The sequence below is a fragment of the Helicobacter ibis genome (genome assembly GCF_027859255.1).
In the GTDB taxonomy this organism is placed as follows: Bacteria; Campylobacterota; Campylobacteria; order Campylobacterales; family Helicobacteraceae; genus Helicobacter_D; species Helicobacter_D ibis.
Genome location: NZ_JAQHXR010000002.1, coordinates 291,885 through 307,174, shown reverse-complemented (window position 1 = coordinate 307,174; position 15,290 = coordinate 291,885). Strand labels below are relative to the sequence as shown.

Here is a 15,290-nt window from a genome sequence, read left to right as displayed (position 1 = left end):
TACTTAACTCCTATTCTTCTACATCATCACTAGCTGATAAATCATCTGCAATAGAAATTGATGCTTTTATTTTTTCTTCTATTTCTTGTGCTATTTCTGGGTTTTCTTTTAGGAATATTTTTGCATTTTCTTTGCCTTGTCCTAGCTTTTTATCCCCATAGCTAAGCCATGCACCACTTTTATCTACAATATCAAGCTTTACACCATAATCAATTAGCTCACCTTCCTTGCTTATCCCTTCACCAAACATAATATCAAACTCTGCCCCTCTAAAAGGCGGTGCAACTTTGTTTTTGACTACTTTTACTTTTACTCTGTTTCCTATATTTTGGTCGCCTTGTTTTAGAGTGGCTACTCTTCTTACATCAACCCTTACACTTGCATAGAATTTAAGTGCGTTTCCACCTGTGGTAGTCTCTGGGCTACCATATCCCATGACACCTATTTTCATACGAATCTGGTTTATAAAAATAACCGTTGTGTTCATTTTATGTATGACACCTGTTACTTTACGCAATGCTTGACTCATAAGTCTTGCTTGAAGTCCTACATGTTGGTCGCCCATATCGCCTTCAATCTCACTCTTTGGCGTTAGAGCCGCAACTGAATCTATAATAACTAAATCAATACCACCACTTCTTGTAAGCGTCTCTAAAATCTCTAATGCTTGTTCTCCAAAGTCTGGTTGAGATACTAGTAGATTTTCTATATCTACTCCAAGATTTTTAGCATATGTTACATCTAGTGCGTGTTCTGCATCGATAAATGCACATATACCACCATTTTTCTGACATTCTGCTACTATTTGTAGAGCTAGAGTTGTCTTACCAGAGCTTTCAGGTCCATAAATTTCTATTATTCTTCCTTTTGGGATTCCTCCTATGCCTAGAGCTATATCAAGCCCTAGTGAGCCAGTGCTAATGCTATCTATTTTTTCTACAGGTTTATCGCCAAGCCTTATTAATGCGCCCTTACCAAAAGCTTTATCTATTTGTTTTATAGCTAAATCTATTGCTTTTTGCTTGTTTTCATCAAGTGCCATTATTACTCCATTTAGCAAATTAAAACTTTGATTTTATCCAAAAAAATTTTAAAATTTTGAAAAACAAAGAGGTGTATTTGGAAAATAGTTTTATGCTTTTAGAATTTTTAAAAAACAGCGGATATTTAAAAAATCCTCCACATAAATTATGGTGGCCTAATACTGGAGAGTTTGAAGTAATACTTGGTGCAATTTTGGTTCAAAATACTCGCTGGGAACAAGCATTTATCGCTATTGATAAGCTAAGAAATAATAAGCTTTTATCATTAGAAAAAATAGCAAATATGAAAGAAATAGAATTACAAACTTACATAAATAATGTAGGATTTTATAAGCGAAAATCAACAAGAATAATTGCTATTTGTCAAAATATTTTGGAAACTTTTGGTGATTTTGATTGTTTTTGTGTGAATGTTAGCAGAGAGTGGCTTTTAGCACAAAAGGGCATTGGTTGTGAGAGTGCTGATTCTATCCTTTGTTATGGTGCTTTAAGAGATGAAATGGTGGCAGATAACTATACATACAAGCTTTTAAGATTCTATGGCTATGAGCTAGATAATTATGAGGATATAAAAGAGTGGCTAGTTAGTGGATTGTTAGAAAACTATGAATCTGTATGTAAGTTGTATAATAAAGAGATAGGATTAAATGAGCTATATGCTAGATTCCACGGAAAGATTGTTGATTATTGTAAAGATCATAAGGAGGTTTTATGTCAAAAATAGAAATAGATTCTTTTGAGCCATTAAAGGTATTTTTAGAGATATGTAATATTCCTCATGCTAGTGGAGAGTGTGAATCTCTAAGAGAGTGGATTAAAAATAAGGCATTAGAATATGGAGCTAGTGTAACTATCGATAGTGCTGGTAATTTGTTAGCTAAGAAGGGTAAGCCAAAGGTGTGTTTGCAAGGGCATATAGATATGGTTTATGTAAGTGAGAGTGAATCTTTTGGCATAGAGCCATATATTAAAGATGGATTTTTAAAGGCTAAGCATTCTAGTCTTGGAGCTGATAATGGAGCTGCACTAGCTTGCATGATATTAGCTTTAAGGGATTTTGATAATTTAGAATGCTTGTTTACCATAGATGAAGAAATAGGTATGATAGGGGCAAAAAACATTACGCTAGATATAGAATCTAAAGTTATGATTAATTGTGATAGCGAAGATATTGATGAGATTGTTTGTAGTTGTGCTGGTGGATATGATTTAGAGTGTAAAATAAAGTTAGAGCAAATAGAGATTCCAAGTGATTATAAGATAGTTGAAATATCAACCAATAAAGATAGATTTATAGGAGGACATAGTGGGATTGAGATACATAAAGATATACAAAATGCAATCTTATCCATATGCTATGTTGCACAAAAGTTAATTGATGATGGTGGGATATTAGTTGGACTTAGTGGTGGAGAGAAGCGAAATTCAATACCGACTAATGCTACTTTAGAGATTGCATTAAGGAATGATTATATCTTGGATATTGATACTTCACTTTTTGAGGTTAAGAATGTGGAGTTTAACAATATGGCATTTGTTGCAAATAATTTAATAAATGGTCTATTAAGTGTGAAAAATGGCGTTATAGATAGTGATGATAGTGGGGTTATTCTATCAAGCAATGTAGGAATCTTAAGGCAAATTGATGATGAGGTTTATGTTTATATTATGGGTCGTGGCAATAAAGAAAATAGCATGAAAGAAAATATACAAAACACACAAGAGATTCTAGGTAGTTTTGGTTTTGCTAGTAATGTAGTTGATTTATATAATCCATGGGAGAGGGAAGATAGTGAGTTTTTAAACCATGTATATAGGGTATTTAAAATCCATAACAACAAAGTTAAGATAAAAAGTATTCATGCAGGGCTAGAATGTGGAATCTTAAAAGAGAAATATCCTAATATTAGCTTTTTATCAATAGGTCCTAGTATATTTCATCCGCATTCTCTTGGAGAAAAAATGGATATAGAGAGTTTTAGGAAATTTTGGGCTGTTTTGTGTGATATTTTAAAAACAATTTGATAGAATTATGTAAATTAAGACTTTTATAGGAAATGGTGGAAGTATGAAAAAAAGTTTATTAGCTTTAGTTTTTAGCGGATTTTTGTTGAGTGAGCCTGCACTTGTAAATGGTATTGCATTCTATGTAAATGGTTCTCCAGTGACTATTTTAGAACTACTTAGAGTGCAACAAAGAGATAAGGTATCGCAAGATATAGCAGTAGATAGACTTATAAATCAAAGACTACATAAAGAAGAAATGGAAAAAAGAAAGATAGTAGTAACAGAGCTAGATATAGAAGATGAAATAAAATTATTAGCCAAGAAAAATAATATCACGCCAGATAAGATTAAAAGCTTCATAGAAGGTAAAGGTATAAATTGGGAAAGCTACAAAAATGAAATAAAATCATCAATAGAGGAAAGAAAGCTATATCAGGCAATTTCAAGCGAGAGCCTAAAGATGGTAAGCGATCAGGATTTGAGAAATTATTATGAAGAAAATAAAAATGAATTCTCCATACCGCAAAGCATTGATGTTGTGAAGTTTTATAGCTATGATAATGTTGCATTAGAACAAATTCTAATTAGCAATGGTAAGAATATACCTAAAAATGTAAAAAGAGAAAATGAAATCTTGCAAACAATGGCTTTAAATCCTCAAATTGTCTCTGCATTCACACAGACAAAAATTGGTGCTTTTACCCCTATTTTCCCTATTGGAGATGAGTATGTTACATTTTTAATAAAGGCTAAAAATAATCCAACTTTACTACCATTTGAAAATGTAAAAGAGGTAGTTAGGCAAAAAATGCTAGTTAGCAAGGAAGATTATTTAATATATGAGTATTTTGAAAAATTGCGTTCAAATGCAAAAGTAGATATTGTAAGATTAAAATAAAGGAAAAAAATGAAAAATATAGTTGTAAGTTTGGCAGTTGTAGGTGCGGTTATGTTTAGTGGTTGTTCGTTAAAAAGTGATTTAAAACAAGATGAGGCGTCTGTGAATAATGTAGGGCAATATAATTTTGATGAAATCTTAAAACAAAAGGAAAAATGGAAAATAGATACTTATAAAGTTGGTGATAAGACTACATTTTTAAATTATAAAAATAGTGAAGATTTTTATTTGTCTTTTAAAGAAGGAAAAGTTGTTGGCAAGGCAGGATGTAATCATTTTTTTGCAGAATATAAAATAGAAGGTAATAAATTTGAAGTATCTCATGCAGGAATGACTAGAATGATGTGTGAGGAAAAGTTAGTTCAAATAGAAAATGAAATAGTGGGTAATTTAACAAACAATACTAGCGTTATAGAGAAGCTAAATGACGGCGGTATTTCATTTAAAAATGAAAAATTGTATTTAGAGATAAAATAGGAGGCTAGCATGTGGCTAACTAAGTCCTATGAAGAGAAGATTCAGCAAGAATATAAAATTAAAAACAAAATAACAGAAGTAACTGGAGAGAAGCATACTTTAGAGCTTTTTGATTCGGAGTTTTTTGGGAATATAGCTTTTATAGATGGTTATGTGATGCTACAAAGCACACTTAGCATTCAAAGTGAGCTTTTAGCACATATTGCGGCTTGTTCTCATAAGAATCCAAAAAGAGCTTTGATTGTCGGTGGATTCAACATTGAAATAGCACATGAGCTAACAAAGCATGAAGGGCTTAGTGTTGATTTCTTGCAACAAGATTTAGATGTGCTAGAGACTTTAATTAGCTTTTTTCCGCATTATCAGAGTATTTTTAAGAATAATAGGTTCTCCCACATATCTCAAGATAAAGAAATGTTTATAAAAAAGAGTGTTGAAGATTCTAGCTTGTATGATATTGTTATTTCGCTAAACTCCGATGTAGCCTCATATAAGGAAGTATTGAGTGATGATGGAATCTTAATTTCGCATATGCCACATTTAATGCTTGAGTTTGATAAGGCTGAAGAGTTTTTGAGAGGTTTTGGTGATTTTAGGATTCTTATGCCTTTTATCGCTCCTTTGTCTTTGAGTTTGAAAGATTGCTACATGTTTGCCTCAAAGAAGTATCACCCAACTGCTGATATTATGCTACAAAGGGCAGATATGTTAGATGATTTGGAATATTATTGTGCAAACTTGCATCTTAGCTCTTTTGTAATTCCAAAATCAATCAAAAATAAGCTCTATGGTATTGTAAAAAATTGAAATTCAAATATGCAATAGCGCTAACTGGTGGAATTGGTAGCGGTAAAAGCACGACTTCATCGCTACTTAAGCTATATGGATATAGTGTCATTTGTGCTGATAGAATCTCGCATGAGGTTTTGGAGGATAATTCTTGGTTGGTTGTTGAGAGGTTTGGCAGTGAGATTCTAAGTTATGGCAAGGTAGATAGAAGAAAGCTTGGTGAGATTGTCTTTTCTAATAAAGATGTAAAAAAAGAGCTAGAATCCATACTTCACCCGCTAATAAAAAATAAAATAGAGATTCTAGCTTCTAGCTTAGAAGAGAAGAAATTCCCTTATTTTATAGATATACCGCTATTTTATGAGACAAGAAATTACGATATTTCTAATGTAGTGCTTGTGTATGCTAGTTTAGATGTTCGCTTAAATAGGATTATGCTTAGAGATAATATAAATGATTCTATGGCATTAAAGAAGATAGAATCTCAAATGTCATTAGATGATAAAAAAAACCTTGCTAGTTATGTAATTTACAATAATGGCACATTAGAAGAATTACAAAGTGAAGTAGAAAAATATATAAAAACTATAAATTAGCTTTATAGAATTTTAATAGAGATTTCCATATAATAAACGCTTATACTTTTTAAGAGGGGTGTTAGCTCAGCTGGGAGAGCGCAACGCTGGCAGCGTTGAGGTCAGGGGTTCGATCCCCCTACACTCCACCATATGCGTCCGTAGCTCAGCTGGATAGAGCAACAGGTTGCGGTCCTGTAGGTCGGGGATTCGAATTCCTCCGGGCGTACCACTTTCTCTGTTTTTAGGAATTCTATGAAAAACACAATAATCATTAGACTTGAGGGATCTGTAGTATCGCAGATAGGTTTTGTTGCATTATATAAATATCTAACAGATAAAGGATATGATGTTAAATTTGATACAGTTACAAATTCGTTTAGAAAAGTAAATAATGAAGCTACTTATTGCTATGATTCATTGTTGAGATTTATTTTTCCAAACTTAGTTTTTAACTATGCAACAAAAGAAGAGATAAATGAGTTTCAGCAATATAAAATAGAACTAATCACAAAGGAATCTATATATACACTAAAAGCACCTCTATATATTGTTGGATATGGTGATATGATGCCTTTAATTTTGATATATAGAGACTTTTTGATTGCTAACTTTAAAGCTAACAATGAATCATTAATGCAGTCTATATCTTTAGATTCTAATTCTTGTGCGTTTTATATAGATGATACTTTAAACTTGTATCATGGGAGTTATGGTAGAAAGTTATCTACTGATTTTATAGCTAAGTCAATGTATGTTATGAACTCGCTAAGCAGTAATATAAAATTTCATTTTTTAGTTCATGATTATGGATATTTTTCTCAATATATTGTGCCTTTTTTAGAAAAATTACCATTCATATCTGAGTTTTTTGTAACTTCATTAGAAGAGGCATTGTATTTTTCAATGCATACTGGCGGAATAATCTCAACTACTCCACTTGGTGCATTAGCAAGGATTCTATCTAATAAGTGTCAATATGCTATTTTTAGGGATTATAATAAAGAAATATTTGATAATTTTTCTAATTGTATTTTGATTAATGATAATGGTGGTAGATAATGGCAAAAACTAAAAAAACACAACAGATAAGTAAGAAAAAAATAAAATTGAGAATTGTTGATTGGTGGAATGTAGAGACTGAAGAGAATTTTTGGAAAGATGGAATTATAAAGAAAATTAATGAAAAGTTTGAAGTGGAGTACTCAAATGAACCTGATTTTTTAATATATGGTCCATATGGATATAGACATATCAACTTCTCTTGTCCTAGAATTTTTGTAACTTATGAGAATGTTCGGACAAATTGGAATATAGCTGATTATGGTATCGATTTTGATTATATGAGCTTTGGCGATAGACATGAGAGAATATGTTATATAGGTGCTTTAGGAGAGGAACAAAGGATTGTCTTAAATCCAAAGCTAAAGAGAAATTACAAAAAGACTAAGTTTTGTGGATTCATGGCTACAAATAGTGGCTGGGGCATTGTAGGATTAGAGAGAGATAAGGCATTTGATGAGATTAGTAAGTATAAACAAGTAGATTCTGGTGGGAATTGGAGAAATAATATTGGTGGTGCAGTTGGTAATAGATGGGGAGATGATGTATTTACTTCTAAGATTAATTGGCTAAAAGATTATAAATTTAATTTGTGTTTTGAGAATTCTAGCTATGCTGGATATACTACCGAGCGTATTTTTGATGCATTTATTGCTGGGTGCATACCTATTTATTGGGGAGATCCTGTTATTAGTGGGTTTGGCGATGATAGGAAGAGTGATTTTGTGATTAATCCAAAAGCTTTTATAAATGCTTTAAATTATCCAACTCTAAAAGATATGGTCGAAGATATAAAGAGGATTGATAGTGATGATAAATTATTTAAAGAAATGATAAATGAACCTATATTTTTAGAAGTAGAATCTTATGAATATTATAATAATAGAATCTATGATTTTATCTTTAAAATACTAGACCAAGATCCAAAAGATGCGTATAGAAGAGGGGAAGGTCAATTTTTGTATATGCATGAAAACTTCTATAAAAAAGCAATAGAAGAAAAGAGTATTGCAATGTATGTTTCAAAGTATAAAAGTGAAGAATTTTTAAAGTGAGGAGATATTATGAATAAGAATGATATTTTAACCATAAAAGTTGGTAGTGTGAGTTATAAGATGTATTTACCAAACAAAGAGGTAGATGCAATCCAAAAGATACTTTATGCAGAAAATAGACCTTTTGAGCATGTATTATTAGAGGATATGGTAAGTAGGTTAGATAAGGATTCGTATGTGCTTGATGTGGGTTTAAATATAGGGAATCATGCGATGTATCTAGCCGCACATGGCATAAATGTAATAGGATTTGAAGCAAATAAGAAACTATTTTGTATAGCACAAGAGAGTGTTAAGCTAAATAAATTTGAAAAAAGAGTTAAGATACATAATTGTGGAATTTCAAATAAGGAACATAAGGCTTATTTTGATGTAGAGTATGTGGAAAATATGGGTGCTATGTCATTAAGCATGGGCGAAAAAGAAGGTAGAGAATCTATACAATGCAAAACATTAGATAGCTTTAATATAAAAGAAAAGATATCTGCAATTAAGATTGATGTTGAAGGTATGGAAGCAGAAGTAGTCGGGGGGGGGGCGATTTGATAGCTAAAAATAGACCTATAATTTATTTAGAGGCAAATTTTGCTCCAGATTTTGTAAGAATAGATAGAGTTATGAGAGATCTAAAATATGTTCATTGGGATTTGTGGTCTGCTTTTCAGAGTGAGTTTATACCAGCTCATTTGTATTTACCATTAGAGAGCGTTAGTGAAAAGGAGCTAATTGCAAGAAGTATCTCACAATCTGCTTTGTTAAATTTCTACAACACAACTAGAAAAGAAAATACATTTACCAACTTTGCATTAGATACTATTTATAAAGAGATACAAGAATTAAAGGGAGCTATATATGGCAATAGACTTTAAAATTAGGCAATCGTTAATTTTACCTGAAGTATATATAATTGAGCCAAATAAATTTAGTGATTTACGGGGTGATATTTGGAGTGCCTTTATGGAAGAATCTTTAAAAAGTTTAGTTAAAGGCACTAGATTTTGCCATGATAAATTTATTAATTCCCATTTTAATGTTTTAAGGGGGATTCATGGTGATAGCAATACATGGAAGTTTGTGACATGTGTTTATGGTGAAGTTATGCAAGTTGTTGTAGATTGTAGGGAGGATAGTCCAAATTTTGGTAAATACGAGGGATTTATTATAAATACAAAAAACCAAAAAATGATTCTTATCCCACCAAATTTTGGTAATGCGCATTATGTAAGAAGCAAAGAAGCTGTGTATTACTATAAGCTTGCATATAACGGAGAATATACTGATTTTGATAGGCAATTTACATATCCATGGAATGATAAGAGATTCAATATAAAATGGGGAGATATAGATCCAATATTGTCAGATAGAGATATTGAAGCAAAGGGTAGATAATGAAAAAAGATTCTAAGATTTTTGTCGCTGGACACAGAGGTTGTGCTGGTAGTTCCATAGTTAGTGAATTACAAAATAATGGGTATTCTAATTTGGTTTTAAGAACTAGAAGTGAGCTAGATTTGGTAAATCAACAAGATGTTTTTGAATTTTTTAAAAAAGAAAAACCTGATGTTGTGTTTCTAGTTGCAGTCCTTCCATGTGGAGCTTCTAATGTGGCACAAAGGGCAGATTTTATATATGAGAATCTTAGTATCCAAAATAATGTTATTCATGCTTCATATGTAAATGATGTTAAGAAATTAATATTTTTTGGTTCTGGTTATATGTATCCAAAAGATGCAGTAAATCCACTAAGAGAAGATTGTATGCTTACTGGAAGCTTGGAATATGGTGCGTATTCTTTTGGGTTGGCAAAGATTGCTGGAAGTGTTATGTGTGAATCTTATAATCTACAATATGGGACAAATTTTATAACTCTAGCATTAAATAATTTATATAGCGAAAATGCAAATTTCGAATTTGAAAAATCAAGAGTTTTACCTGCATTAGTTAGGAAATTTCATTTGGCAAAATTATTACAAGATGGTAGAGTTGATGATGTTTTGTTGAATCTAAAAGTTAATTCTATAAATGAAGCAAATGCGATATTGGCAAAACATGGAATAAGCAAAGAAAGTGTTGAAATATGGGGTAGTGGCAGGGTTAGGAGAGAGTTTATACATGCTAAAGATTTAGCATTGGCTTCTATTTTTGTTATGGAAAATATTGACTTTAAAGATGTAGCAAATAAAGAAATGCAAAATACGCATATAAATGTGGGCACTGGTGTTGATTATAGTATCGCTGAAGTTGCAAATATGGTTAAGGATATTATTGGATTTAATGGTGAACTAAAATTTAATATAAGCAAACCTGATAGCAGTATGGATAGACTCATGGATTGTTCTAAAATCAATAATCTTGGTTGGAAACATACAATAGAATTACACGAAGGAATAAAAATGATGTATAAAGCATATATAGTATCTGCGGGGGGGGGGGCAAATAATAGCAAAATAGTTATTAGTAGCATTAAACAATCTTATTACGAGAGAGTTGCATGATAAAAAAAGATTCTAAGATTTTTGTCGCCGGTGGATATGGATTAACTGGAAGTGCAATAGTTAGAGAGTTAGAAAATAAGGGTTATACAAACATAGTTAGAAAAGCACATAAAGAGCTTGATTTAATAAATCAGAAAGATACTTTTGAGTTTTTTACAAGAGAGAAATTTGACTATGTGTTTTTGTGTGCTGCAAAAGTTGGTGGAATCTTGGCAAACAACACTTATAGGGCTGATTTTATATATGAAAATTTAAGTATTCAAAACAACGTTATTCATGCTTCATATTTAACTGGTGTAACAAAGTTGCTGTTTTTAGGAACCACTTGCATATATCCAAAAGAATCAAAACAACCAATAAAAGAAGAATATCTATTAACAGATGAGCTAGAATACACAAATGAACCATATGCAATAGCCAAAATTGCAGGGCTAAAAATGTGCGAATCTTATAACTTGCAATATGGGACAAATTTTATTTCTGTAATGCCTACTGGAATTTATGGTGAAAATGATTCTTTTGATTTTGAAAATGCACATGTTTTGCCAACATTAGTTAGGAAGTTTCATTTAGCTAAGCTTTTGGAATTAGAAAAGTATAATGAAGTATGCCAAGATTTGGGTGTAGAAGATATATATAATGCAAATGTAATTTTAGAAAAAATAGGAATCTATAAAGATAAAGTAACACTATGGGGAAGTGGGAATCCTAGACGAGAATTTATGCACTCAAGTGATATGGCTAAGGCATGTATTTTTGTTATGGATAATATTAATTTTAGCGATGTATCAAAGAATCTAAAAGAAGTTAGGAACACTCATATAAATATAGGTATTGGTGAAGATGTATCAATAAAGGAATTAGCTCTTATGATTAAAGAAATTGTTGGGTTTAGCGGCGGAATTGTATTTGATTCTTCTAAGCCTGATGGGACATTTAGAAAGCTGCCTGATTGCTCAAAACTTCATTCTTATGGATTTAAGCATACTATAGAGTTAAAAGACGGAATAGAGATGATGTATGAATGGTATAAAAGCACAAAGGCTAAAAGATGTTAGATAGAAAAAAGTATGTAGAAGATAGAATCTTGCAAGGTGGTAAGGGCGAAAAATTTGAGGATTATTATAATTTTCCTAGATTTATAAATTTAGAAACTACAAATAATTGCACTGCTAGATGTGTGATGTGTGGTATTGAAGAATGGCGTAAAAATATAAGAAAGCCATATATGGACGATGCATTATTTGACAAAATAAGTAATGAGATAATATATAATAGAGAGTGGGTCCAAAAGGTGGCTATGTTTGTTGGAAATGAGCCATTGATGGACAAAAAATTAGCACAAAGAATAGAAAAAATATCTAAAAGTGGTATAAGAGTCAGTATCACAACAAATGCTTCGCTTATGGATAAAGAAAAAGCTATTGAAATATTAAATAGTGGTATAGATAGAATTAATTTCTCTATTGATAGTTTGTGTAAAAAAACTTATGAGAATATAAGGGTTGGATTGAAATTTGAAGAAGTATTAGGGAATATCTTGCAGTTTATAAAGCTTAGAGATAGTCTAAAGAAAAATGTATCTGTGCGTATTAGCGTAATAAAGAGTGAAGTAACCAAAAATGACATACCTTATATTTTGAGTTTTTGGGAGAAGTTTTTAGATTCTAGTTTTGGAGATGGTATTAAGGTTGATGATTTATCTCTTTCTATGACAGATAAGGTTAGAGACAAGGGAGTAGATTTACTTGTTAGCGATACTGTAGATAATGAGTATAATGCTATAAGGGATATACCATGTTATGTGCTTTTTAATACTATGGTTATTAAAGCTGATGGTCAAGTTGCACTTTGCTGTGTAGATCAGTGTAGAAATGTGGTCTTAGGCGATCTAGATACACAAAGCATTAAGGAAGTGTGGCAAGAATCTAAAAAATTACAAAGCATAAGAGAGATTCATTTACAAAAAGGCAGAGGTGCTATGAGTGTTTGTGATGGTTGTTTTGCTTGGATTGATACACCAAATGTTATATAGAGTGTTTTAAAAGTTTTTTTGTTAGAATCTTAACTTTTTAAAGGTTTTATATGAAAAAAGCACTGATTTTTGGGACAGGTAGGAGAGGCAGACAAATTTTGCTTCAGTTAAGATTTGATTATGAAGTGTTGGGATTTGTTGATAATAGGTATGAAGGCGGGGATTCTAAGCTAGAGATAAATGGAGTAAAATACAATGTCTATTCTCCAAGCGATTTGAAGAATTTGGAGTTTGATAAGATATTTTTAGGCACTTTTGAGAGAGAAGAAGCATTAGATGAGTTGTGTAGTGTTGGTATAAAAGATGGTGTAATTGATAAGGAATATGCACATTTTAGCGTGAGGGTTGATTTTCTATCTAGTTTGAGCAATATTTTTCATAAAAATAATATTAGCGGTAGTGTGGCCGAAATAGGTGTTTATAAGGGTGAATTTGCAAAATATATTAACTTACTTTTCCCTGAGTCTAAGTTTTATCTTTTAGATTCATTTGAAGGTTTTAGCGAGGATGATTGTAAAATAGATAAAGATATGGGATTTTCTAATTCTACTTCTAGTGATTTTAGCGATACTTCCATAAATTTAGTAAAGTCAAAATTAACAAACTTGAGAAATTGTTATTTCATAAAAGGTTATTTTCCGGATACCGCAAAAGAGATTCCACAAAATGAGAAATTTTGTTTTGTAAATTTGGATACAGATTTGTATGCTCCAATTAAAGAAGGATGTGAGTTTTTCTACCCACGATTAGTAGGGGGGGGGGTGCTTTTAGTAGATGATTATTTTCATTTAAGATATACTGGAGTTAGAGAAGCTGTAGATGAGTTTGCAAAGAATAATGGAATAGTTCCTATGCCAATTGGTGATGGAAAAGATGCATTTTTATTGAAAATATAAGGAGTGGTTATGAATGTTTTAGTAACTGGAGGAGCTGGGTATATAGGTTCAATGCTTGTGCCGACATTGTTAGAGAAGGGATATAGTGTAAGTGTTATAGATAATCTATCATTCAGACAAGATTCATTGCTTTCTTGTGCTAGATATGAGAAGTTTAATTTTATCTTGGGAGATGTTTTGGATACTTCTTTGATTAAAAGAGAAGTAGCAAAAGCAGATGTTTTAATACCGCTTGCAGCATTAGTTGGAGCACCATTATGTAAAAAGAATCCGACGCTAGCTAGAATGATTAATTTTGAGGCTATTAAGACTATGGCTGATATTGCTTCTTCTTCACAACTTTTTATATATCCAAATACGAATAGTGGTTATGGAATTGGTGATAAAGATAAAGAATGTGATGAAAATTCTCCACTAAACCCTATTTCTGAATATGGAATTGATAAGGTTGAAGCTGAAATGTATTTGTTAAATAAAGGAAATTCAGTTACTTTTAGACTTGCAACAGTGTTTGGAATCTCTCCTAGAATGAGACTTGATTTGCTTGTAAATGATTTTACTTATCGAGCCTATAAAGATCGTGTTTTGGTTCTTTTTGAAGAGCATTTTAGAAGAAATTATATTCATGTAAGGGATGTTGTAAAGGGATTTTTATGGGGGATAGAGAATTATTCTAAAATGAAAGGTGAAGCATATAATATGGGGCTTAGTAGTGCGAATCTAACAAAAAGACAATTAGCAGAAAAGATAAAAGAATATGTGCCTTCACTTTATATACATTCTGCTTGTATAGGGGAAGATCCTGACAAAAGGGATTATCTGGTTAGTAATAAAAAGTTAGAAAGCACAGGTTGGAGTCCTGATGTATCTCTAGATGATGGAATTAAGGAGCTTTTAAGAGCGTTTCCTTTGATGCATGTCAATAAGTATGCAAATGTCTGAAATAATTCGTACAAAAACACCATTAAGATTGGGACTGGCAGGTGGTGGAACTGATATAAATTTGTATTGCGATAAGTATGTAGGTAGTGTGCTAAATGCTACAATATCTCTATATGTGCATTGCACACTGATTGCTAGAGATGATAAAAGAATAGTCTTTGAATCTTCTGATTTGGATATTTGCTGTGTTTATGATTCTGATATACACTTAGAGTATGATGGCAAGATAGATATTTATAAAGCAATTTATAATAGATTAATAAAGGATTATATAAAAAAACCTCTTAGCTTTTCTATTTACACATATTCTGATGTGCCAAGTGGTAGTGGTCTTGGAGGAAGTTCTACTTTGGTGGTTGGAATTTTGGGTGCATTTGCAGAGTGGCTTAATATACCTCTTGGAGAGTATGAAATTGCAAAATTAGCATATGAGATAGAAAGAGAAGATTTAGGTATAGTTGGTGGTGCTCAAGATCAGTATGCAGCTACTTTTGGTGGGTTTAATTTTATGGAGTTTTATGATAACAAAAGGGTGGTGGTTAATCCTCTAAGAATTAGAAACTGGATAGTAGCTGAATTAGAAGAAAGAATTGTGCTGTATTTCACAAATATAACAAGAGAGGCAAAAGATGTAGAGGAGCATAAAAAAGGCTCTCTTGGGAATTCTAATTCACTAGAGGCTATGCATAGAATAAAGAAAGATTCAATAGAGATGAAAGAGGCGTTATTTAAGGCAGACTTCAAGCATCTTGGTGAAATACTTGGTAGATCTTGGGAAAGTAAAAAAGAGCTGTCAAATATAGTTAGCAATGATGAGCTAGATAGAATCTATAATCTAGCAATCAACAATGGTGCTTATAGTGGTAAAACAAGTGGTGCTGGTGCTGGTGGTTTTATGTTTTTCTTAGTTGATCCTATAAAAAAACATAAATTAATACAAAAACTAAATAAAGAGCAAGGTTATGTCCAAGAATTCCACTTTATAAAAGATGGACTTATTAGCTGGAGAGTTTAAA

General features: G+C 31.7%; 18 protein-coding genes and 2 tRNA genes. 19 read left to right on the top strand and 1 reads right to left on the bottom strand.

Features of this window, described 5'->3' with window-relative positions:
* Positions 1-10: 10 nt before the first annotated feature.
* A complete protein-coding gene (recA, locus tag PF021_RS04895; RefSeq protein WP_271021301.1) occupies positions 11-1,042 on the bottom strand; it encodes a recombinase RecA in 1,032 nt (343 codons plus the stop codon).
* 71 nt (positions 1,043-1,113) lie between these two features.
* On the opposite strand from recA, the gene PF021_RS04890 reads away from it, so the two are divergent.
* The 19 genes from PF021_RS04890 to hddA all read left to right on the top strand — a co-directional run bounded on the left by PF021_RS04890 (position 1,114) and on the right by hddA (position 15,289).
* Positions 1,114-1,767 (top strand): 3-methyladenine DNA glycosylase, encoded by a 654-nt coding sequence (locus PF021_RS04890; protein WP_271021493.1) that lies wholly within the window; start codon positions 1,114-1,116, stop codon positions 1,765-1,767.
* Complete coding sequence (locus PF021_RS04885) at positions 1,755-3,068, top strand: M20/M25/M40 family metallo-hydrolase (protein ID WP_271021300.1); 1,314 nt, start codon at positions 1,755-1,757, stop codon at positions 3,066-3,068. Before PF021_RS04890 ends, PF021_RS04885 begins: the two co-directional genes overlap by 13 nt.
* A 43-nt stretch (positions 3,069-3,111) precedes the next feature.
* A complete protein-coding gene (locus PF021_RS04880; RefSeq protein WP_271021299.1) occupies positions 3,112-3,948 on the top strand; it encodes a peptidylprolyl isomerase in 837 nt (278 codons plus the stop codon).
* A gap of 9 nt (positions 3,949-3,957) precedes the next feature.
* Positions 3,958-4,425, top strand: a complete 468-nt coding sequence (locus PF021_RS04875; protein ID WP_271021298.1) for an META domain-containing protein — start codon at positions 3,958-3,960, stop codon at positions 4,423-4,425.
* Between the two features lie 9 nt (positions 4,426-4,434).
* Positions 4,435-5,232 (top strand): spermine/spermidine synthase domain-containing protein, encoded by a 798-nt coding sequence (locus tag PF021_RS04870; RefSeq protein ID WP_271021297.1) that lies wholly within the window; start codon positions 4,435-4,437, stop codon positions 5,230-5,232.
* The gene (gene coaE, locus PF021_RS04865; RefSeq protein ID WP_271021296.1) at positions 5,229-5,810 is read left to right on the top strand and encodes a dephospho-CoA kinase; all 582 of its coding nucleotides are present in this window, start codon (positions 5,229-5,231) and stop codon (positions 5,808-5,810) included. Before PF021_RS04870 ends, coaE begins: the two co-directional genes overlap by 4 nt.
* 55 nt (positions 5,811-5,865) lie before the next feature.
* Positions 5,866-5,941 (top strand) — tRNA-Ala (locus PF021_RS04860).
* Positions 5,942-5,944: 3 nt separating this feature from the next.
* Positions 5,945-6,021: transfer RNA gene (locus tag PF021_RS04855), tRNA-Arg, on the top strand.
* 23 nt (positions 6,022-6,044) lie between these two features.
* Entirely contained in the window at positions 6,045-6,851 is an 807-nt protein-coding gene (locus PF021_RS04850; RefSeq protein ID WP_271021295.1) for a hypothetical protein, read from the top strand.
* Entirely contained in the window at positions 6,851-7,906 is a 1,056-nt protein-coding gene (locus PF021_RS04845; protein WP_271021294.1) for a glycosyltransferase family 10 domain-containing protein, read from the top strand. Before PF021_RS04850 ends, PF021_RS04845 begins: the two co-directional genes overlap by 1 nt.
* 9 nt (positions 7,907-7,915) lie before the next feature.
* Positions 7,916-8,452, top strand: coding sequence for an FkbM family methyltransferase (locus tag PF021_RS04840; RefSeq protein ID WP_271021293.1), 537 nt, complete (start codon positions 7,916-7,918; stop codon positions 8,450-8,452).
* Positions 8,449-8,775, top strand: coding sequence for a hypothetical protein (locus tag PF021_RS04835; protein ID WP_271021292.1), 327 nt, complete (start codon positions 8,449-8,451; stop codon positions 8,773-8,775). The genes PF021_RS04840 and PF021_RS04835 overlap by 4 nt, the downstream gene beginning before the upstream one ends.
* The gene (locus tag PF021_RS04830) at positions 8,759-9,295 is read left to right on the top strand and encodes a dTDP-4-dehydrorhamnose 3,5-epimerase family protein (protein ID WP_271021291.1); all 537 of its coding nucleotides are present in this window, start codon (positions 8,759-8,761) and stop codon (positions 9,293-9,295) included. The genes PF021_RS04835 and PF021_RS04830 overlap by 17 nt, the downstream gene beginning before the upstream one ends.
* Entirely contained in the window at positions 9,295-10,401 is a 1,107-nt protein-coding gene (locus PF021_RS04825) for a GDP-L-fucose synthase family protein (protein ID WP_271021290.1), read from the top strand. The genes PF021_RS04830 and PF021_RS04825 overlap by 1 nt, the downstream gene beginning before the upstream one ends.
* Positions 10,401-11,459 carry a GDP-L-fucose synthase family protein gene (locus PF021_RS04820; protein WP_271021492.1) on the top strand — a complete coding sequence of 353 codons (1,059 nt, stop codon included), beginning with the start codon at positions 10,401-10,403 and terminating at the stop codon, positions 11,457-11,459. The genes PF021_RS04825 and PF021_RS04820 overlap by 1 nt, the downstream gene beginning before the upstream one ends.
* Positions 11,453-12,436, top strand: a complete 984-nt coding sequence (locus tag PF021_RS04815; RefSeq protein ID WP_271021289.1) for a radical SAM/SPASM domain-containing protein — start codon at positions 11,453-11,455, stop codon at positions 12,434-12,436. Before PF021_RS04820 ends, PF021_RS04815 begins: the two co-directional genes overlap by 7 nt.
* A 50-nt stretch (positions 12,437-12,486) precedes the next feature.
* Complete coding sequence (locus tag PF021_RS04810) at positions 12,487-13,332, top strand: TylF/MycF/NovP-related O-methyltransferase (protein ID WP_271021288.1); 846 nt, start codon at positions 12,487-12,489, stop codon at positions 13,330-13,332.
* 9 nt (positions 13,333-13,341) lie between these two features.
* Positions 13,342-14,274 (top strand): NAD-dependent epimerase/dehydratase family protein, encoded by a 933-nt coding sequence (locus PF021_RS04805; RefSeq protein WP_407081410.1) that lies wholly within the window; start codon positions 13,342-13,344, stop codon positions 14,272-14,274.
* Positions 14,267-15,289, top strand: coding sequence for a D-glycero-D-manno-heptose 7-phosphate kinase (hddA, locus tag PF021_RS04800; RefSeq protein ID WP_271021286.1), 1,023 nt, complete (start codon positions 14,267-14,269; stop codon positions 15,287-15,289). The genes PF021_RS04805 and hddA overlap by 8 nt, the downstream gene beginning before the upstream one ends.
* Position 15,290: the final 1 nt, after the last annotated feature.